Source organism: Streptomyces sp. CNX435 (assembly GCF_059570575.1).
The window spans coordinates 128,519-148,884 of record NZ_JCANTA010000019.1 but is presented as its reverse complement, the minus strand read 5'-3'; the positions used below and the strand labels follow the sequence as shown (position 1 = coordinate 148,884).

The 20,366-nt window shown below is 75.0% G+C and carries 11 protein-coding genes; 9 read left to right on the top strand and 2 right to left on the bottom strand.

The genetic code is table 11. The annotated features are described in order from the left end of the window. Window positions 1-14 precede the first annotated feature (14 nt). Window positions 15-302, bottom strand: a complete 288-nt coding sequence (rpsO, locus tag T328_RS26855) for a 30S ribosomal protein S15 (RefSeq protein ID WP_496498754.1) — start codon at window positions 300-302, stop codon at window positions 15-17. Between the two features lie 215 nt (window positions 303-517). Beyond that, window positions 518-1,036: a M23 family metallopeptidase gene (locus T328_RS26850; RefSeq protein WP_496498753.1), complete on the bottom strand. Its 519-nt coding sequence runs from the start codon at window positions 1,034-1,036 to the stop codon at window positions 518-520. Window positions 1,037-1,532: 496 nt separating this feature from the next. Here T328_RS26850 and T328_RS26845 point away from each other — a divergent pair, with 496 nt between their 5' ends. The 9 genes from T328_RS26845 to T328_RS26805 all read left to right on the top strand — a co-directional run bounded on the left by T328_RS26845 (window position 1,533) and on the right by T328_RS26805 (window position 20,320). Then, window positions 1,533-3,992 (top strand): outer membrane protein assembly factor BamB family protein, encoded by a 2,460-nt coding sequence (locus T328_RS26845; protein ID WP_496498752.1) that lies wholly within the window; start codon window positions 1,533-1,535, stop codon window positions 3,990-3,992. Between the two features lie 28 nt (window positions 3,993-4,020). Then, entirely contained in the window at window positions 4,021-6,297 is a 2,277-nt protein-coding gene (locus T328_RS26840) for an outer membrane protein assembly factor BamB family protein (RefSeq protein ID WP_496498751.1), read from the top strand. A gap of 3 nt (window positions 6,298-6,300) precedes the next feature. Continuing rightward, on the top strand, window positions 6,301-8,547 hold the full coding sequence (locus T328_RS26835; protein WP_496498750.1) for a protein kinase domain-containing protein: 2,247 nt from the start codon (window positions 6,301-6,303) through the stop codon (window positions 8,545-8,547). A 25-nt stretch (window positions 8,548-8,572) separates the two neighbouring features. Next, window positions 8,573-10,645 carry a protein kinase domain-containing protein gene (locus tag T328_RS26830; RefSeq protein WP_496498749.1) on the top strand — a complete coding sequence of 691 codons (2,073 nt, stop codon included), beginning with the start codon at window positions 8,573-8,575 and terminating at the stop codon, window positions 10,643-10,645. Window positions 10,646-10,844: 199 nt separating this feature from the next. Beyond that, window positions 10,845-14,933 carry a nucleotide-binding protein gene (locus T328_RS26825; protein WP_496498748.1) on the top strand — a complete coding sequence of 1,363 codons (4,089 nt, stop codon included), beginning with the start codon at window positions 10,845-10,847 and terminating at the stop codon, window positions 14,931-14,933. Window positions 14,934-15,268: 335 nt separating this feature from the next. After that, window positions 15,269-17,176 (top strand): ABC transporter substrate-binding protein, encoded by a 1,908-nt coding sequence (locus T328_RS26820; protein WP_496498747.1) that lies wholly within the window; start codon window positions 15,269-15,271, stop codon window positions 17,174-17,176. Window positions 17,177-17,310: 134 nt separating this feature from the next. After that, the gene (locus T328_RS26815) at window positions 17,311-18,375 is read left to right on the top strand and encodes an ABC transporter permease (RefSeq protein ID WP_496498746.1); all 1,065 of its coding nucleotides are present in this window, start codon (window positions 17,311-17,313) and stop codon (window positions 18,373-18,375) included. Continuing rightward, on the top strand, window positions 18,372-19,346 hold the full coding sequence (locus T328_RS26810; RefSeq protein ID WP_496498745.1) for an ABC transporter permease: 975 nt from the start codon (window positions 18,372-18,374) through the stop codon (window positions 19,344-19,346). The genes T328_RS26815 and T328_RS26810 overlap by 4 nt, the downstream gene beginning before the upstream one ends. Beyond that, the gene (locus T328_RS26805; protein ID WP_496498744.1) at window positions 19,343-20,320 is read left to right on the top strand and encodes an ABC transporter ATP-binding protein; all 978 of its coding nucleotides are present in this window, start codon (window positions 19,343-19,345) and stop codon (window positions 20,318-20,320) included. The genes T328_RS26810 and T328_RS26805 overlap by 4 nt, the downstream gene beginning before the upstream one ends. The last annotated feature ends 46 nt before the right edge of the window (window positions 20,321-20,366 follow it).

The window sequence follows — 20,366 nt, the reverse complement described above, 5'->3', positions numbered from 1 at the left end:
TCCCTCGTACGGCGCTAGCGGGCGCCGGCGGCGCCGCGGCGGATGCCGAGGCGGTCGACCAGCGTACGGAAGCGGGTGATGTCCTTCTTCGCCAGGTACTGCAGGAGCCGGCGGCGGCGGCCGACGAGCAGGAGCAGACCGCGGCGCGAGTGGTGGTCGTGCTTGTGGGTCTTCAGGTGCTCGGTGAGGTCGGAGATGCGCTGGCTGAGCATCGCCACCTGCACCTCGGGGGAGCCGGTGTCGCCGTCCTTCGTGGCGTACTCGGCCATGATCTTCTTCTTCGTCGCGGTGTCGAGCGCCATGCTCGTTCCCAACTCCTCGGGTCGGCGCCGCCGAGCGCCCCTGGTCCAGATCACAGGGGAAACTGCGGTAACTCGGTAGGCGGGGGCGGTCGCGGCGCCTCACCCGAGTGGGTACGGGGGCGCTCACGCGAACCGTCCGCCAGCCTACCAGCCCTGCGGCGGCCCGAGGACCGCCGCCCGCGCCGCCCGGCGGGGCCGGGGGTGCGGGTCAGATGTCAGATCTTGACGTCGTGCTTGGTCAGGAACGCGACCGGGTCCACGGCGGAGCCGTAGACGGGCGAGGTCCGGACCTCGAAGTGCAGGTGCGGGCCGGTGGAGTTGCCGGTCGTGCCGATCTTGCCGATCTCGGTCTTGGCGTTGACCTGCTCGCCGACCGAGACGTCGATCTTGGACAGGTGGGCGTACTGGGTGTAGACGCCCTCGCTGTGCTTGATCACGATGTTGTTGCCGTACGCGCCGCCCCAGCCGGCCTCGACGACGGTGCCCGTGTGGGCCGACTGCACCTTCGTGCCCGTGGGGGCGGCGAAGTCCTGGCCACTGTGCGTCGAGGTCCAGCGGGCACCGCCCTGGTTGTACGAGGCGGTGAGGTCGTAGTCGGCCGAGACGGGCTTGACCCAGGCGGGCTTGCTGTCGGCCGTGGCCACCCCGGAACCGAGGGCGACGACCATGCCGGCGCCGGCGGCGAGCATGGCGGACGTGGCTATCGGGGCGGTGAGCTTGGCGTGCTTGAACATTCTCGGAATTCCCTCCAGACAAGGTTTCGACCCCGGCTGCGCTCCGAGGTCGCTCCACCTTGGTAACCCGCCGGACCGGGACGGACAAGGACCCTTGGTACGATCCGGAGTCGTAGCGACGAGTCGGGTTTTTCTGCCCGTCGCCCACTCACGGAGACCACCCGCGAGAACGGCTCCGGATACCGTTCCGGAGGACTGGAGGCGAGAGAACATGCAGGTCAGAGCCTTGATTCGGGACCGTTTCCAAAAGTCCGGCGAACTCCCCTGCCGAAAGTCCGGTGACCGCAGAGGCGAAAGTCCCGGACCCTCGTCTCATTCACCTACTACCGCCTTTAGAATTCCTTCAGAGGGCTGTGTCGCACGCCACTTCCGGATAAGAATGCGCGGCTCGCGAGCGGGGCTTTCTCCCCTGCGACGCGGGACCTTTTACCCCCCGCCTGGCGCGGCGCCCGGCAGTCCCCGGTAGGCTGCCTGCGGCCAGTTCCTAGGAGGGGGTATGGAACCGCTGCGACTCGACGACCCCGAGCAGTTCGGGGCGTACCGGCCGGTGGGGCGCCTGGATGCGGACGCGAGCGACATGCGCGCGCCGGCCGCGCGCTACATCGCGCAGGCACCGGGTGGCGAACGCACCGTCCTGATCACCGCACCGCGCACCGAGACGACGGCCGCCGACCACGGCCACGCCGGGCGCTTCCACGCCGCCGCCGGTGAGGCCCAGCGCCTCGCGGGCACGGGCGGCCCGTGGCTGGCGCCCGTGAGCGAGCTGTCGGCCGCCGGCGCGCCGTGGTGGGCGATGCCGTACCGCCCGGCGCTGCCGCTGCCCGCCGCGCTGGACGCACAGCAGGGGCTGCTGCCGGAGCGCACCGTGTACGCCGTGGGCGCCGCGCTGGCCGAGACGCTGGCCGCGCTGCACGCCGCGGGGGTGGCGCACGGAGGGCTCGACCCGACGGCCGTGCTGCTCACCGGCGACGGCCCGCTGCTGACCGGGTACGGCACGGTGGGCGCGGCCGGAGCCGACGGAAGCCCACGCGAGAGCCTCGCCGGGCTGATACCGGAGTTCCTGCCGCCGGAGCAGGCGGCGGGCGGGCGGCCACGGCCGCTGGGGGACGTGTACGCGCTGGCCGCGGTGCTCCTGTACGCCGCGACCGGCCGGACTCCCGGCGACCACACGGCGGCGGATCCCATCGCCGACCCGCAGACAGAACCGCTGTCGGACCCGCTGACGGACCCGCTCACCGGCGATCCCGCGTACGGCGCCGACCCGTACGGCACGGACCCGCGCGCCCAGGATCCGTACGCCGCCGACCCCCACGGCGCCCCGGCGAACCCGCTGGACCTCCTCACGCCCGCTCTCCGCGCCGCCCTGGAGCCCTGCCTCCACCCCGACCCCGCCCGCCGCCCCGCCGCCGCCGCGCTCCTGCCCGAGCTGCTCCGCGGCGCCGCGCCGGGAGCCGGCCAGGGGGCGGCGGCACCGGGCCCGGGCATGGCCGCCGCCCCCGGCACCGTGCTCGACGCGGCGACCACCCGCTCCGGCGCCGCCCTGGCCCCCGGCTGGCTGCCCCGCCGGGTCAGCGCCGCCCTGGCCCGGCAGGCCGCCGACGTGCTCGCCGCCGAGACCGAGCCGGATCCGAACTTCCTCGCGGCCCCGGCCCCCGGCACCCCCGGCGCCCCGGACCCGATCGGCGCCACCACCGTCGTCGGCCGCCCCGGCACCCGCCGCGCGCTGCTCGCCGGCATCGCCGGCGGGGCGGTGGGCGTCACGGCCGGCGGCGCCGCGGCGTGGGCCGCGACCGCCGAGGACCCGCCCCCGCCGCCGACCACCGCTGAGCGGCTGGCCTCCCGCAACACCGCCGGGAAGCGCTTCACCGGCGCCCCGCCCACCGTCCTGTGGGGCAAGGGCCTGGGCAAGGTCGAGACGGTCGGCCCGCCTGTGATCGCCGGGGGTGCCGGGGACGGGACCGCGCTGGTCGTCGCGAAGTCCGGCGTCTACGCGCTGGACCTGCGCACCGGCGACGAGCTGTGGGAGCAGCCGGACGTCCGCCCCGCGGGCGCGGCCGTGCCGCTCGGCGACGGCTTGGTGCTGGTGCCCGGCAAGGACCTGACCGTGCTCGACGCCGCGGACGGCGCGGTCTCGTGGACCTCGGAGAAGTTCCGCCGGGGCGGCAGGACGCCGTACGGCGCGCTCCTCGGCGTGGCCGGCAGCACCGCCGCGTTCACGATCAAGGAGGGCGGCGCGCTGACCGTCGTCGGCTTCGACTTCGCCGAGCGCCGCGAGCTGTGGCGCTCGCCCGGCACGGCCGGGGCGACCGCCGCGCTCTTCCTCGGCGACACCGTCCTCCTGGTGCCCGAGGCCGACGAGGACGGAGAGCACCGCGACGAGCCGGCCGCGGTCACCGCGCTCGACGCCGCCAGCGGCGAGGAGCGGTGGACGCAGGAGTACGACGGCATGGCGGGCGGCCACTGGGCCGCGGCCGGGAAAAGCGTGCTGGTCGCCACCGCCGGCGACACCATGCGCGGCTACGACGCGGGCGGCGACGGCGCCGAGCTGTGGGACCTGACCGCCGAGCCGTGGGAGGACGAGGAGTCCAACCCGCAGAACTTCGGCCCGCCCGCCGTGCAGGGCAGCATGGTCCACGCCCTCGACACGTTCCGCGCCGTGCACACGGTGGCGCGGGACTCGGGCGAGGAGCAGTGGAAGCGCAACCCGCAACTGGCGTACGTCGGGGTGCTCGTCCAGGCCCCGGCGCTGCACGTCACGCCCGACGAGCGGTTCCTGATCGCGGGCGACGACACGCAGGTGCTGGCGTACGACGTGGAGGGCGGCGACCTGCTGTGGCGCTTCACCGACATGCGGCCGGGCAAGCCGAAGTACGCTCACCGGCGCCGGGTGGCGGTCGGCAAGGACACGGCCGTGGTCGCGAGCGGGAGCAGCGTGTACGCGCTGCCGCTGGACTGAGCGCGCGGCGGCGAGGGGGAATGTTCGTATGCACACGTTGACCGGCGGCGGCGCGACCGGCAGTTCCACCGGCGGTACGACCGCGGGCGGCCCGCAGCAGACGGTGGGCCCGCACCGGGTCGTCGCGCCGCTCGGCCCGTACGGCCCGGAAGGCGGACCCGACGCCGACGGGCCCCGGTTCCACCTGGCGTTCAGCGAGCCGCTGGGCCGGGTCGTGGTGCTCATGACGCCGCCCGCGGCGCTCGCCGGCGACCCCGGCTTCCGGGTCCGGTTCGCCTCCGAGGCCGGTACGTCCGCGCGGCTGGCCGGGCCGGCCGCCGCGCCGGTGGCCGGGGTGGCGCCGCAGGACGAGGAGCCGTGGGTGGCGTACGACTGCGCGCCGGCGCTGCCGCTGCCCGCGGCGCTGGCGGCGCACGGCGGGCCGCTGCCGCTCCCGTACGTCTGCCGGCTGGGCGTGTCGCTGGCCGCCGCGGTGCTGCAGGCGCACGCGCAGGGCCTGGTGTACGCGGGGCTGACGCCCGCCGCGGTGCTGCTGACGTCCGCCGGGCCGCGGCTCGTGGCGTACGGCTCGGTGCGCGCGGCGGCGCCGGGCGACGGGCCGCGTACGGCGGTGCCCGGGCTGCCGCCCGCGTGGCTGCCGCCGGAGCAGCACGCCGGCGGGGTGCCGCGACCGCTGGGCGACATCTACGCGCTGGGCGTGGTGCTGGCGTACGCCGCCACCGGCGCCCACTCCCCCGACCCGGGCGCGCTGCCGGAGCCGCTGGCCGAGGCCGTCGCCGGCTGCCTGGCCGGGGACGCGGGGCGGCGCCCCCGCGCGGACGCGCTGCTGCGGCAGCTCCAGCAGGTGGAGCAGGCACAGCAGGTACAGCCCGCGGAGCCGGGGCAGGAGCAGCTGCCCGGCGCCGTCGCCGCGGCGCTGACCGCCCAGCTGCCGGCGCTGCCGGCGCAGGGCCCGCTCACGCCGCCGCCGGGCCCCGGCGCACCGGGCGGGCCCGGCGGGCCCACCGGGCCCGGCCAGCTGCAGCACACGGCGGCCGGGGCGGGCGCCGGGGAGACCGCCGTGTCCCCGCCGCGCCCGGCGCGGCGCACGCTGCTGCGCGGCCTCGCCTTCGGCGCCGCCGGCCTCGCGGTCGGCGGGGGCGGCGTCTACGCGTACCGGCGGGCGACGGAAGAGGATCCGCCGGTCTACCGCACCACCCCCGCGAAGGGCGCGCCGCCCAGGCCGCTGTGGCAGTACCCGCTGCAGGGCCAGGAGGCCGCCAAGGTCAGCCTCATCGGCAAGATCGCCGTCGTGGAGACGTTGGGTGCGCTCACCGCCGTGAACGTACGCACCGGCAAGAAGGCGTGGGACTCCGACGTCTTCGCGGACGGGAACCTGATCGACCTCGGCGGTGGGCTGGCGGTGGTCCCGCAATCCCTCGCCGGTATTGCGATCATCGACGTCGCCGGCGGCAAGTCGAAGGGCACCATCGAGGACTACACGGCCAACAGCAAGGTGAGCTACCAGGAACCCATCGGCGCCGCCGACGGGGTCTTCTACTTCATGGGCGTGGAGAGCGGGAAGCTGGAGGACTTCCACACCGTGGCGTACGACACGAAGAAGCGTAAGGAGGCGTGGCGCACCCCGCTGCCCAAGGGCTTCGGCGACCTCAGCGACAACCCGATCAGCGACGGCGACCACGCCAAGCTCCGCGGCGGCGAGGTGCTCATCCCCAGCGCCCCCACCTCCGGCTTCGACTTCACCTACCTCGCGCTCGACATGCGCGGCGGCGACAAGGCGTGGGAGCAGAAGTACGACGGGATCAAGGACTACGACGGCCCCAGCACGTACGCGACCGGGGCCGGCGTGCTCGTCAGCCCGAGCAACGACGCCGACAAGCTGCGCGGGTTCGAGCTGCGCGGGGCGAAGAACCTGTGGGAGCAGCCGATGAAGGAGCACTTCTTCGCCGAGCTGACCGACCCGAAGTCCCGCGTGCTGTACGGCACACAGGAGGCGCACGTGGTGGCGATCTCGGTGAAGAACGGCAAGCGGCTGTGGCGTACCCCGGTCTACTCCGGCGGCCGGTTCGACGTCACGGACATCGTTCTCAGCGGCACCGGCCGGACCCTTTTCTACAGCAACGACGCCGAGGTACAGGCGTTCGACACCCGCGACGGCTCGCCGCTGTGGCGGTTCGCGACGGTCAGCGAGGCCGGCGGGTCCTCCACCGACGGCACCGGCATCTCCGGCCGGGTGCTCGCCGCGGGCGACGGCATCGCCCTCGTCTTGTCCAAGGACGCCCTCTACGCACTCCCGGTGGACTGATCCATGGCTACGCCCCTCACCCACGACGACCCGCAGCAGCTCGGCCCGTACCGGCTCGTCGCCCGCCTCGGCAGCGGCGGCATGGGCACCGTCTACCTCGCCCGCTCCGCGGGCGGGCGCACTGTGGCGCTGAAGACCATGCACGCCGACCTCGTCAGCGGCGATGTCGGCACCGCGGGCGCCGAGTTCCGCACCCGGTTCCGGCTGGAGACCGACGCCGCCCGGGTCATCGGCGACCGCTACGGCGCCGAGGTCGTCGACGCCGACCCGCTGGCGGAGACGCCGTGGCTGGCGACGGAGTACGTGCTCGGCCCGCCGCTCGACGAGGCGGTCGCGGTGTGCGGCCCGCTGCCCGAGACGACAACGCGGGCACTGGGCGCCGCGCTCTGCGAGGCGCTGGGGCAGCTGCACCGCTCCGGCGTCGTGCACCGCGACCTGAAGCCGTCGAACATCCTGCTCACGTCGGCCGGTCCGAAGGTCATCGACTTCGGCATCGCCCGGGCCGCGGGCGACGACCGCCTGACGCGCACGGGCACCGCGGCGGGCACGCCCGCCTTCATGTCGCCCGAGCAGGCGTCCGGCGTCGAACACACCCCGGTCGGCGACGTGTTCGCGCTCGCCGGCGTGCTGGTCTTCGCCTGTACGGGCCACGGCCCCTTCGGCGGCGGGCAGGCCGCGGACCTGCTGTACCGGGTGCGCTACGGCGAGGCCGACCTGTCCGGCGTGCCCGCCGGGCTGCTGCCGCTGCTGCAGCGCTGCCTGGCCAAGGAGCCGGAGGTCCGCCCCGGCACCGACGAACTCGCGGGGCTGCTCGCCGCGGGACTGCCCGGCGGCGCGGCCGACTTCGCCGACCACCTCCCGGACGCGCTGCACGCCGACATCCTGCGCCGCGCCGCCGTCGCCTGGCAGCCGCAGCCGCCCCGGCTGCCGTCGCCGGAGCAGGCCGCGGCGGCGACGCAGCTGGGCGCAGGCACGGGCACGGGCCCGTCGCGGCGCAAGGTGCTGGTGCTCGCGGGCGCGGGCGCCGTCGCGGCCGGCGGCGCTGGGGTGGGGGCGTGGACGTACCTCCGCGACGACGCCAAGGAGCCGGAGGCGAAGCCCAGGGCGAAGAAGCCGAAGGCGCCGAAGGAGCTGTGGACGCGGCCGGTCGTGGGCGGTGACGGCGCGTTCAGCCTGGCCACCGGCGGCAACTATGTGCTGCTCCTCACCAGCACCGGCGGCGGGCAGTTCGTGGACGCACGCAGCGGCAAGCTGCGCGGCGTCGACGACCTGGCCACTCCCCTGCTCGGCGTCATCGGCGACGACTCCGGCTTCTTCTCGATCTCCAGCCGGAGCGCCTCGGGCGAAGGCACGTACGCCGTCTTCTCCAGCGACCCCGAGACGGGCGAGCAGGAGGAGGACGTCGTCCTCAACGGCGCGGAGATCAAGGGGACGGCCATCGAGGGCCTGGAGAACGGCGTCCTGCTGATGCGCGCCACCGCCCGCTGGGTCACCCGGGTCTACCGCGACAAGAAGACCAAGAAGCGCGTCGTCGAGAAGACGGAGTGGGCCCCGCAGTTCGTGGCGGCGGACATGAAGACCGGCAAGCTGCTCTGGGGGTTCGACAACAAGTCCCCCGACAACGGCCCCTCGTACGCCACCGCCCTGACGAAGGACGAAGCGCTCATCCGCGTCGAGTCCACCCTCACGTGTCTCGACGCACGCACCGGCGACGTGCGCTGGACCTGGAAGGCGCCGAAGGCCGACCGCGACTCGCTCGCCGGCCTGCAGCAGTTCCCCACCGCCGAGGGCCATGTCCTCCTCGGCCTGCGGGATCTCACCGCGCTGAAGCTGTCGGACGGCAAGGTGGGCTGGACCCTCGGCAAGGACCGCGACGCGCGCGCCGCACTCGGCCCGGACACCCGGCTGTACGGCACCCCCGCGGTCAAGGACGGCAAGGTGTACGTCGTCGAGAACGGCAACGGGCTCATCGCGATCGACGGTGCCAGCGGCGAGGTCGAGTGGGAGGCCAAGGCCGACTGGGCGGGGCCGCAGGCGTTCATCGTCGCGCCCGTGGTCGGCGAGAAGTACGCGTACGTGGGCACCGGCGGGCGCGACTGGGTGCGGGCGGTCGACCTCGAAAAGCACCGGACCGCCTGGTCGTACCGGGGGCCCGAGGACAACGAGCGCCCCATGGTCCTCGAACAGAAGGGCGCCAAGGTCGTCCTCGTCGTCACCGCGGCCGAGGTTCGCGGGCTACCTCTTCAGTAGGAACTTCCATCAGGAGCGCACGTCCATGAAACCCCTCGGCACCGGAGACCCGCTGCGGCTCGGCCCGTACCGCCTCATCGGCGTGCTCGGCGTGGGCGGCATGGGCAAGGTGTACCTCGGCCGGGACTCCGCCGGCCGCCCCGCCGCGATCAAGGTGCTGCGGCCGGAGCTGGCCCACCAGTCGAACCTGGCGCAGCGCTTCGTCCGCGAGGCGCACGCCGCGCAGGCGGTGCAGAGCCCCGGCGTGGCGCGGGTGCTCGGCGCCGAGACGGAGGGCGGCCGGCCGTGGATCGCCTGCGAATACCTCGCCGGGCCGACCCTCGCCGAGGCCGTCGAGCGCTATGGGCCGCTGGACGGAACGGCGCTGCGCGCGGTCGGCGCGGCACTGGCGAGCACACTCACCGACATCCACGCGGCCGGCCTCGTCCACCGCGACGTCAAGCCGCCCAACATCGTGCTGACGGCGAGCGGGCCGCGCATCATCGACTTCGGCATCGCCCGCCCCGAGCACGGCCTGACGCTCACCAGCACCGGCGAGGCGCCCGTCACGCCCGGCTACGGGCCGCCGGAGCAGGTGCTCGGGCAGCGCGTGGGCCCGCCCGCGGACGTCTTCGCGCTGGGCGCGGTGCTGACGCTGGCGGCGACGGGGCAGACGGCGTACCAGGGCAGCCATGTGGCGGCGGTGCAGTACGAGGTGGTGCACGGCGAGCCGCGGCTCGAAGGGCTGCCGCCCGACCTGTACCCGCTGATCGCCCCGTGCCTGGCCAAGGACCCCGCGTACCGGCCCACTCCGCCGCAGATCGCCGCCGCCCTCGCCCCGCCGCCCGGCGCCGAGGCCGTGTGGCGGCAGGGCCCGCTCGCCGAGGACATCGCGGGCCGCGAGCAGGAGGCGGCCCGCCTCGCCGCGCTCCCCGCGGCCGGCGACACCCAGGTCCCGGGGCCCACGCGGCGGCGACTGCTCGTCGGGCTCGGCGCCGGCGGCGCGGTGGTGGCGGCGAGCGCGGGCACGGCCGCCTGGTGGTGGCTGGGCAAGGACGACGGCGGCACGACCACGCCGCCGAGGCGCGACCAGTGGGCGGCGCAGCCGCTGAAGGGCTACAGCGCCGACAACGCCCCGGCGGCGCTCTGGGGCCCGGTGAGCGGGCTCAACTCCGATACGCCGCTGGTGCTTCCACTGCGCGAGACGGTGGTCGTGGCGATGGCCGACGGCAGCCTCGCGGGTCTGGACGTACGCACCGGCAAGGAGAAATGGCGCCGCGAGGACGCCGCGGCGGCGGCCCGCGCGGTGGCGCTCGACGAGAACACGTTCGCCGCGGCGGACGCGGAGGGCGCCGTGTACGGGCTGCGCGGGCGCGACCGGCGCGAGCAGTGGTCGGCGCCGGACGCCGGGGCGGCCGTCGTGCTGGCGGGGGACGCGGACGGGGTGTACGTGACGACGAAGGACGGCGCGCTGCGCGCCGTCGGCACGGACGGCAAGGAGCGGTGGACGGTCGACTCCCCGGTCAAGTCCAGCGCAAGCAAGCCCGCGTGGGCCACGATGGCCGACGGCACGCTGGTGCTCTCCGGCTCGGACGGCAAGCTCGCGGTGGTGGACACGGGCAGCGGCGACACCGTGTGGGACACCCCGAAGCGCAGTGCGTACGCGCTGCCGTGCGCGGTGGGCGGGGGGGTCGTGTACGCGGGCGGGGACGGGCTGACGGCGTACGCGCTGAAGGGCGACGGAAAGCCGGAGTGGAACGAGGACCCGAAGGGCGAGTACATCTGGTCCGCACCGGCGTTGGACGGGGACCTGCTCTTCGCCGTGAACGATGCGACGCTCACCGTCATGAACGCGAAGACGAAGAACACCGAGTTCACGGCGGACGCCGTGGCGGTTGCGCTGAAGTACCCGCCGGTGGTCCAGGGGGACTCGGTGTGGTGCGGGACGACGGAGAGGGCCGACCCCGACGCCCTGAAGGTCTACGACATCGCCAAGGGCGCGATGGCGTGGGACGACCGGCGCACCTCGCGGGAGCGCGACGACTGGACCATGGCCGGCGCGAACAACCGGGTGTTCGTCCTCTACACCGGTTCGCTGACCGCGAACCCGGTGTTCTGACCGGCCGCCGTACGCAGACGCCCGCGGGCGTGCGCCGCGCTCGCCGTGGTCCGGTGTTCTGAACGGTGACACATCCGTTGCCGATTGCGACAGTCCGGCCTGCCGACGCGCTCGGTCCTCCCCTTAGGGTGGGAGAGGCACACGGCACCGGGCAGGCGCCGGCACGACCGCCGTGGTGCGAGGGGACTCGGGAGGCACAGTGAGCAGCGATCGGGACCAGAACGGCGCGGGCCGGACCAGCCCCGACGTCCAGCGGTCCGGTACGGATCCGGAGGGCACGGGCGAGTTCACCACCAGCCCGCCGCCCGCCGCCTGGTACACCCAGGGGGTGCCGGCCACCAGCCCGGGACAGGACGAGGAGGCGGGCACCGGCTCGTCCCACGCCGGCTCGGCGATGCCTCCGTTGCCCAACGGCTTCACCGCCGCCCACGCCCCGGCCCCCGGGCCGGTGCCGGACTCGATGACGCCGCCGCCGTTCCTGCTCACGCTGCCGGACGAGTCGCCGGAGTCGGCGCCGGCGTCCGAGGCGGAGCCGGAGGCGGAGGTGACGCCGGCGACCGAGGAGTCGGACGCCGCGGACGAGGACGACGACCAGGACGAGGCGTACGAGGACGCGTACGACGACGAGGGCGAGGACGACAACTCCGCCCCGCTGACGGCGGCGACGGACCCGGGCGCGGTGGCGTTCGCGGCGCTGCCGCTGGCCCCGGCGGCGCCGGAGGCCGAGGCGGACGCCTCGGACGAGGACGACGACGAGCCGGCGGAGGAGAGCCACGGCGCTGTGGCCGCCGAGGAGACCGGGGAGTTCACCTCGGCCCCGGCGAGCGCGCCGAGTTGGTACGGGGGCGCCGCCTCCGCGGCACCGGCGAGCACCGACGACGCCGACGTGGATGAGGCGGCGTACGACGAGCAGGAAGCCGGGTCGGCCGAGCCGGAGCCGGAGGCCGCCGGAGCCACGGCGGAGTCGGCCGACGCCACGGCCGAGGACCGCGACACGGACGGCGGCACAGCCGACGACGGTGAGTCCCAGGGCGCGTGGCCCGAGACCGCGGGGACGACGGCCACGGACGACGAGTCCGAGTCCTCCTCCGGCCCCGACTGGTCCTCCGTCCCGGAGACGGCCCCCGACGCCCAGGCGGACGAGGACGACGAGGCGCCCGGCGACACCTGGCGCGGCACCGAGTCGGAAACGGCGTGGCCCCTGGCGTCCGCGGACGACTCCGACGACACCTCCGCGGACGCGACCGCGGACGACGGCGAAGCCGCCGCGGCGACCGTGGACGGCGACGAGACCCCCGAAGCCGCGACCGCGTGGACGTCCACCGAAGCGGAGCCGGAGGCGACCGGAACCGGCTGGCAGGGCGACGACGACGCGCCGGCCGCGGACGCGGGCGAGGCGTCCGACGCGGGGACAGGCTGGCCGTTCGCGCCCGCCGCCGCGGACGACGGCGAAGCCGCCGAAGCGGCGCCGGCCCCGGCCGGCATTCCGGCCGACAACAGCTGGCGGAGCAGCGTGCCCGAGGCGGACGGCGACGAGTCCGGGTCGTGGCCCGCCGCCTCCGGGATCCCGGGGGCCGCGGACGACGGGACCGACGCGTCCGGCGCCGACGCCGGGGCGCCGGAGTCGGGGGCCGCCTGGCCGCCCGTTCCCGGGACACCCGCCGCGGCGGCGCCGGTCGGTGACGACGCGCCCGCGGCCGGCGAGTCCGCCTTCCCCGCCCCGCAGTTCGCACCCCCGCCGCCGCGGGAGGCCGAAGAACCGGGTGCACCCGCTCCGTACCGGGACGACGCCACGCGGACGCTGACGCCGCTCGTCGCCCACGCCCCGCCCGGCGCGGCGCAGCCGGACCAGAACCAGGACCAGAGCCAGGACCTGGGGCAGGACCGCGGCCAGGACGACGACGAGCCGCAGGACGACCCGGACAGGGGCGACGTGGTGAGCGGTGCGACCATGCGCTTCTCGCCCTCCTCGCTGCGGGAGCAGGCCGCGGGGATCCAGGACCGTACGCCGGCGGACGACGAGCCGAACGACGCCGTGCCCGCCGCCGAGGTGCAGGACGTACAGGACCGGGTGCCGGCCGACGCCGCGCCCGCGCGCGACGACGAGCCGCAGGACGCACCGCCGCAGGCCAGCCCGTACGTCACGGACCGCGCGCCCGCGGGGGCGAACCCCTGGGCGCCCGCGCCCACCCCCGACGCGCCCATCCCCGACGCGTCCGCCTCCCCGACGGCGCTGCCGCCGCTCCCCCCGCAGTTCCCCGCCGCCGAGCAGCAGCGCTCCCCGGCGCCGGACCTGCCGTCCGGCCCCCCGCCTGCCGCGGGCGCGCCCTGGCAGTCGCCCGCCGCCCCGCAGCCCGCACCCGAGCTGGCCGCGCCGCAGCCCCCCGCGGCTCCCCCGGCGGCGCCCTCCGCACCACCCGCCGCGGCACCGCCCCAGCAGCCGTACCCGGCCCAGCCCGCTCTGGGCGCCGCCCAGCCCGGCGCCCCCGCACCCGGCGCCGCCCCGGCGGCCCCGGGCACCCCGCCCGGCGCCCCCGGCGCGTACGCCGCGCCCGGCTCCGCACCCGGCAGCCGGCTCCCGGCCCCGCAGACCCCGCCCGCGCCCGCCCCCGGCGGCGAGGCACCCCGCTCCGGGGCCGCCGCCGAGCCGCCGCCCGGCTGGACCGTGGCGTCGCCGTCCGGCGTGCCCGTACCCCCGGCCGGCCAGCAGCCCGACTCCCGGGCCCCGCAGGGCGGTTACGGCTGGCCCCAGCCCCCCGGCGCCCAACCGGGCCAGCAGCCCGGTCAGCTGCCCGGTCAGCCCGGTCAGCAGGGCGGCCAGCCCGGACAGCCCGGACACCAGGCCCCGTCCGGACAGCCCGCCTACCCGGGTCTCCCCGGCCAGCCCCCGCAGCAGGCCCAGCCGGGCCAGCCCTCCGCACCACCCGGTCAGCAGCCCGGCCAGCAACAGCCCGGCCAGCAGCCCGGACTCCCGCCCGCCGCCGGCGCCCAGCCCGGCGCCCCCGGCCAGGGCGCCCTGTCCCCCGCGACGTCGCCCGCGCCGCCCGCCCAGCCCGGCGGCGACCCGCGGTCCGGCGGCTGGCCCGAGGTCACGCCGGAGCAGCGCCGCCAGCCGGTGCACAACGCGCCGCTCGGCTACACCGCCGCCGTAGAGCTCTCCTCCGACCAGCTGCTGCACGACAAGCACAAGCCGCAGCGCAAGTCGGACCGCGGCGGCCTGTCCCGGTTCAAGCTGGGCGGCAAGGCGGCCGAGGAGGAGCGGCAGCGCAAGATCGCCCTCGTCCGCACGCCGGTGCTGTCCTGCTACCGCATCGCCGTGATCTCCCTCAAGGGCGGCGTCGGCAAGACCACGACCACCACCGCGCTCGGCGCGACCCTCGCCGCCGAGCGGCAGGACAAGGTCATCGCCATCGACGCCAACCCGGACGCCGGCACCCTGGGCCGCCGGGTGCGCCGCGAGACCGGCGCGACGATCCGCGACCTGGTGACGGCGATCCCGTACCTCAACAGCTACATGGACATCCGCCGGTTCACCTCGCAGGCGCCGTCCGGTCTGGAGATCCTGGCCAACGACGTCGACCCGGCGGTCTCCACGACGTTCAACGACGAGGACTACCGCCGCGTCATCGACGTGCTCGGCAAGCAGTACCCGGTGATCCTCACCGACTCCGGCACCGGCCTGCTCTACAGCGCCATGCGCGGCGTGCTCGACCTCGCCGACCAGCTGATCGTCGTGGCCACGCCGTCCGTCGACGGCGCGTCCAGCGCCAGCACCACGCTGGACTGGCTGCACGCCCACGGCTACGCCGACCTGGTGTCGCGGAGCATCACGGTCATCTCCGGGGTCCGCGAGACCGCCAAGATGATCAAGATCGACGACATAGTCGGCCACTTCGAGCAGCGCACCCGCGCGGTGCAGGTGATCCCGTTCGACGAGCACCTGTCGGCCGGTGCCGAGCTGGACCTGTCGATGATGCGGCCGAAGACCAGGGAGGCGTACTTCAACCTCTCCGCGCTCGTCGCCGAGGACTTCACCCGCGCCCAGCAGGCGCAGGGCCTGTGGACCGGCGAGGGCGGCCAGCAGCCGCCGCACGCGATGCCGCCTCCCCTTCCCGGCCAGCCCGGCCAGCCCGGCCAGCCCGGCCAGCCCGGTGGCGCCGGCGGGTACGGCGGCAGCGGCGGCGGATACGGAGCCGGCGGAGGGTACCCGGGCGGAGGCGGCTATCCGGGTGGCGCGCCCGGCACCGGCCCGTCGCAGGCGCAGTCCGGCCCGAGCCCGTACGGGTGAAGCTGCGGCCGGTCCCGCCGGCGGCCCCGGCCGCCGGCCCACGCCGCCCGCCCGGCCGACCCGCACGACCGGCCAGCGGAAACGCCCGCGGTGGCGCGCGCGGCACCGGCGGCCGATCCGCCGGTCCGCGCCGGACGGCGACGCTCCTGCCGCCATTGGGTTGAACCAATGAGGCCCGCAGCCTTTTTGAAGGCGCGGGCCTCATTCGCGTTTCAGCCGGGTATCGCCCTCGTACAGGCCGGTCACGGTCGTTGACATGTTTAGACCAACCTCGCTAGACAGACCCGACCCCAGGCCGGTCAGCCGGCATCCCGCCCCCCGACCCGCGAGGTGTCATGCAGCCCACCGACGAGAACGCCCTCCCGCCCGGCCCATCCCCGCGACCGACCCCCGCCGCCGCCCGCCACGGCCGCCGGCTGCGCCGCGCGCTCTGCGCGGGTGCCGCGGCCCTCGCGCTGGTCGGGGCCGCCGCCGTCGGCCCGGCGGGCCCGGCCGCGGCGACGCCCGCCCAGGACAACGGCGGCGGCAGCGACAACGGCGACAAGAAGGTCCTGACGGCGGCCGTCGCCCAGAGCGTCGACTCGCTCAGCCCGTTCCTCGCGGTCAATCTGGTGGCCACGAGCTTGAACCGGCTGATGTACGACTCCCTCGTCAACTACGACGTGAAGACGCAGGAGCCCATCCCCGGGCTGGCGGAGAAGTGGGAGCCCTCGAACGCGGGCAGGACGTGGACGTACACCATCCGCGACGGCGTGAAGTGGTCCGACGGCAAGCCGCTGACCGCCGAGGACGCCCGCTGGACGTTCCACACGATGATGACCGACGACGCCGCCGGCACGGCCAACGGCTCGTACGTCACCAACTTCGAGAAGGTCTCGGCGCCCGACGCCCGCACGCTCGTCGTGGAGCTGAAGGAGCCGCAGGCCACGATGAACTCGATGGACCTGCCGATCGTGCCCAAGCACGTCTGGAAGGACGTCGACGACCTCGGCAAGTTCAACAACGACGCGGATTTCCCGGTGGTGGGCAGCGGCCCGTTCGTGCTCACCGGCTTCAAGACCGACTCACACGTCACCTTCGAGCGGAACGAGAACTTCTGGCGCGGCGCGCCGAAGTTCGACCAGTTGACGTTCAAGTACTACAAGGAGACCGACGCCGCCGTCGCCGCGCTGCGGAAGGGCGAGGTGTCCTTCGTGCCGGACCTGACGCCGGCGCACGCCGCGTCGCTGGAGGGGCAGCCCGACATCAAGGTCAACGACGGCCAGGGCCGGCGCTTCTGGGCCATCGCCACCAACCCCGGGGCGCGGGACGTCGAGGGCCGCAAGTTCGGCGACGGCCATCCGGCGCTGCTGGACCCGCGGGTGCGCAAGGCGCTGTTCCACGCGGTGGACCGCGGGGCGATAGTGGACAAGGTGCTGCAGGGGCACGGCGTCGAGGGTGCGGGCTACATCCCGCCGCGCTTCGCCGACTACCACTGGAAGCCGTCGGCCGGGCAGGAGGTCGGCTACGACCCCGATGAGGCGGCGCGGCTGCTGGACGAGGCGGGCTACGAGCTGAAGGACGGCAAGCGCGTCGGCAAGGACGGCAAGCCGCTGAACTTCCGGATGCTGTGCCACGCCACCGACCCCAAGGACAAGGCGGCGGGCAAGTTCCTGGAGGAGTGGTGGGGCGAGCTGGGCATCGGCCTGGACCTGCAGTGCATGGACAACGTCGGCGACCCCTGGGTGGCCGGTGAGTACGATCTCGCGTTCGACGGCTGGTCGGTCAACCCCGACCCGGACTTCGTCCTCGCCATCCACACCTGCGCCGCGCTGCCGGAGTCGGAGGACGTCGTGGGGCAGACGGACAACTTCATCTGCGACAAGGACTTCGACCGGCTCTACGCCGAGCAGCTGGCCGCGTACGACGACCCGGCCGGGCGCGCGGAGACGGTGCGGGAGATGCAGTCGGTGCTCTACGACACCGGGTACATGAACGTGCTGGCGTACCCGAACTCCGTGGAGGCGTACCGCACCGACCACATCAAGTCGATCACCGCGATGCCCGCGGGCGACGGCAACATCTGGGGCCAGGACGGCTCCTGGAGCTGGGCCACCGCGGTCCCCGCCGGGGAGGCGTCGGACGACGACGGCGGCTCGGCCACGGGCGTGGTGCTCGGCGGCGGTGCGGCGCTCGTCGTCGCGGTCGCCGCGGGCGTGGTCTTCACGCTGCGCCGCCGGGCCACCGCGGAGGACCGCGAGTAGCCCGTACGCCCCCTCGCCCACCCGGGGTGTCCGGCGCCGCGGCGCCGGACACCCCGCCCGACCGACCCACCCGCCCGAGACACACTCCGCACCCGCGCCACGTACCCGGACGGCACCCCAGCAAAGCGAGGGCCATGTCAACGGCAGACCCACCCGTCACCCCCGCCGCCGTGGAAACGGCGCCCACCGCACCCGGCACCCGCGGCGCCGCGGGCAGTTCCCGCCGCGCCTACCTCGCCTACGTGGCGGGCAAGCTCGCCGGCGCCGCGGTCTCGCTCTTCGCCATCCTCGTCACCAGCTTCTTCCTCTTCCGGATCATCCCCGGCGACCCGGTCAAGACGATGACGCACGGCCGCAAGGTCGACGCGGAGCAACTCGCCGCGCTGCGCCGCCAGTACGGGCTCGACCTGCCGCTGTGGGAGCAGTTCACGCGCTACCTCGGCGACGCGCTGACCGGGAACCTCGGTGACTCGTACCAGTTCAACGAGCCGGTGCTGGACCTCATCTGGGAGCGGGTGCCGGCCACCCTGCTGCTCACCGGCACGGCCGTGGTGCTCTACAGCGCGCTCGGCCTCTGGCTGGGCACCCGCGCGGCCTGGCGGCACGGCGGGCTCGGCGACAAGGTGAACACCGGCATCGCGCTCACCTTCTGGTCGGTGCCGCACTTCTGGCTCGGGATGCTGCTCATCATCGTCTTCTCCGTCGGCATCGGCCCCATCCCGGGATGGTTCCCCACCGGCGGCATGGAGTCCGGCGGCGAGGAGGGCTTCGCGTACGTCGTGGACGTGGCGCACCACATGGTCCTGCCGGTGCTCACCCTGGTCGCCGCCTGCTACGCGCAGACGCTGCTGGTCATGCGCTCCTCACTGCTCGACGAGATGGGCAGCGACTATCTGACGGCCGCGCGCGCCAAGGGGCTGCGCGACGACCTCGTACGCCGCCGGCACGCCGTGCCGAACGCGATGCTGCCGACGATCACGCTCGTCTTCGTCAACCTCGGCTTCATCGCGGCCGGCTCCATCCTGGTGGAGACGGTCTTCTCCTGGCCGGGCCTCGGCGGGCTGTTCTACCAGGCGCTGAGCATCCCCGACCTGCCGCTGATCCAGGGCCTGTTCATCGTCTACGCGGGCTCGATGATCCTGATGAGCGTGGTCGCCGACCTGATCTATCCGCTGTTCGATCCCCGGGTGGGCCGATGAGCGCAGAAGCACTGGGCAAGGAGCCGGGCGTCGATCCCACCGTCCCCCCCGCCGCCGAACCCCCCGCCGAATCCGCCACCACCGACCCCAGGGCGCTGGCCCGGGCGCGCCGCCGCCGGTCCGCGGCGCGCTTCTGGCGCGCGTACCGCCGGCAGCGGGCGGGGCTCGTGGGCCTCGTCGCGCTCGTCCTCATCGCGGGCACGGCGCTGGCCGCGCCGCTGCTGACCGGCGCCGACGCCGACAGCGTCACCGACGCGCCGGGCACGGCGCTGGAGAACCCCAGCGCCGAGTTCCCGCTCGGCACCGACCAGTTCGGCCGTTCGGTGCTCGACCTGCTGGTCCACGGGGCGCGTATCTCGCTCACCGTCGGACTGCTGGCCGCCGCGCTGACCGTCGGCATCGGCACCCTCGTCGGCATGGTCGCCGGACACTACGGCGGCTGGCTGTCCGGCGTGCTCATGCGCGTCACCGACTTCTTCCTCGTCATGCCCACGCTGGTGCTGGCGATCGTGCTGGCCACGGTGATGTCCCGGTCGGTCACCACGGTCATCATCGCCATCGGCGTGGCGGCCTGGCCCAAGACCGCGCGGCTGGTGCGGGCGCAGACGCTGGCCATCGAGCAGCGCCCGTACGTCGAACGGGCCCGGGCGCTGGGCGGCGGGCACACGCACATCATGCTCCGGCACGTGCTGCCGAACGTGATGCCGCTGGTCCTCGCCCAGACCACGCTGGTGATCTCCGAGGCGATCCTCACCGAGGCGACGCTCGCGTTCCTCGGCCTCGGCGACCCGCAGGTCATCTCGTGGGGCGGCATGCTGCAGGACGCCCGCGAGGCGGGTGCGATCAGCTCCGGGCACTGGTCGTTCCTGGTGCCGCCGGGCATCGCCATCGCGGTGGTCGCCCTGTGCTTCACGCTCGCCGGCCGGGCGCTGGAGTCCGTCCTCAACCCGAAGCTGGGGGTGGCGAAATGACGCTCCTCGACGTGCGGGACCTGCACGTGACGTACGGTACGGGCGCCGCCGCCGTCCCGGCGGTGCGCGGCGTCGACCTCACCCTGGCCGCCGGGCAGAAGCTCGGCCTCGCCGGGGAGTCGGGCTGCGGCAAGTCCACGCTGGCGCTGGCGCTGCTGCGGCTGCTGCCGCGCTCGGCGCGGCTGAGCGGGGAGATCCTGTTCGACGGCGAGGACGTGCTCACCATGTCGTGGGGGCGGCTGCGGACGGTGCGCTGGGCGGGCGCGTCGATCGTCTTCCAGGGCGCGATGCACTCGCTCAACGCCGTCCACCGGGTCCGCGACCAGATCGCCGAGCCGATCCTGCTGCACCGGCTGGAGACGTCCCAGGCCGCGGCCCGGCGGCGGGCGGAGACGCTGCTGGAGCAGGTCGGGCTGCCGGCCGCGCGCGGCGGCGCGTACCCGCACGAGCTGTCCGGCGGCCAGCGGCAGCGGGTGATGATCGCGATGGCGCTGGCGTGCGACCCGCGGCTGATCGTCGCCGACGAGCCGACGACGGCGCTGGACGTGATGATCCAGGCGCAGATCCTGCGGCTCATCGAGCGGCTGGTCGCCGACCACGGCATCAGCCTGCTGATGATCAGCCACGACCTGGCGGTGCTCGCCGACACCTGCGACCGGCTGGCCGTGATGTACGCGGGCCGGATCGTCGAGGAGGGCCCGGCGCGGCGGGTGTTCACGGCGGCGGAGCACCCGTACAGCGGCGCGCTGGCGGCGGCGTTCCCGACCGTCGGCCGGGCCGCGGACCGCAGCGCCCCGCAGGGTCTCCCGGGCGATCCGCCGGACCCGGCGCGGCTGCCGGGCGGCTGCGCGTTCCACCCGCGCTGTCCGGTGGCGCTGGAGAGCTGCGCGGCGGACGACCCGCGGCTGCGGGAGGCGGGCCCGGGCAGGCGGGCGGCGTGCGTACACGTGGACAGCGTCAAGGAGGCACGGTGAGCGGGGAGTCGGCGGAGCAGACGGCGGCCGGGGACGTACCCGGCGG

Bases quoted from the DNA above. Each gene is read 5' to 3' on its own strand.
- rpsO (WP_496498754.1), bottom strand. From the start codon at position 302: ATGGCGCTCGACACCGCGACGAAGAAGAAGATCATGGCCGAGTACGCC.
- T328_RS26850 (WP_496498753.1), bottom strand. From the start codon at position 1,036: ATGTTCAAGCACGCCAAGCTCACCGCCCCGATAGCCACGTCCGCCATG.
- T328_RS26845 (WP_496498752.1), top strand. From the start codon at position 1,533: ATGGAACCGCTGCGACTCGACGACCCCGAGCAGTTCGGGGCGTACCGG.
- T328_RS26840 (WP_496498751.1), top strand. From the start codon at position 4,021: ATGCACACGTTGACCGGCGGCGGCGCGACCGGCAGTTCCACCGGCGGT.
- T328_RS26835 (WP_496498750.1), top strand. From the start codon at position 6,301: ATGGCTACGCCCCTCACCCACGACGACCCGCAGCAGCTCGGCCCGTAC.
- T328_RS26830 (WP_496498749.1), top strand. From the start codon at position 8,573: ATGAAACCCCTCGGCACCGGAGACCCGCTGCGGCTCGGCCCGTACCGC.
- T328_RS26820 (WP_496498747.1), top strand. From the start codon at position 15,269: ATGCAGCCCACCGACGAGAACGCCCTCCCGCCCGGCCCATCCCCGCGA.
- T328_RS26815 (WP_496498746.1), top strand. From the start codon at position 17,311: ATGTCAACGGCAGACCCACCCGTCACCCCCGCCGCCGTGGAAACGGCG.
- T328_RS26810 (WP_496498745.1), top strand. From the start codon at position 18,372: ATGAGCGCAGAAGCACTGGGCAAGGAGCCGGGCGTCGATCCCACCGTC.
- T328_RS26805 (WP_496498744.1), top strand. From the start codon at position 19,343: ATGACGCTCCTCGACGTGCGGGACCTGCACGTGACGTACGGTACGGGC.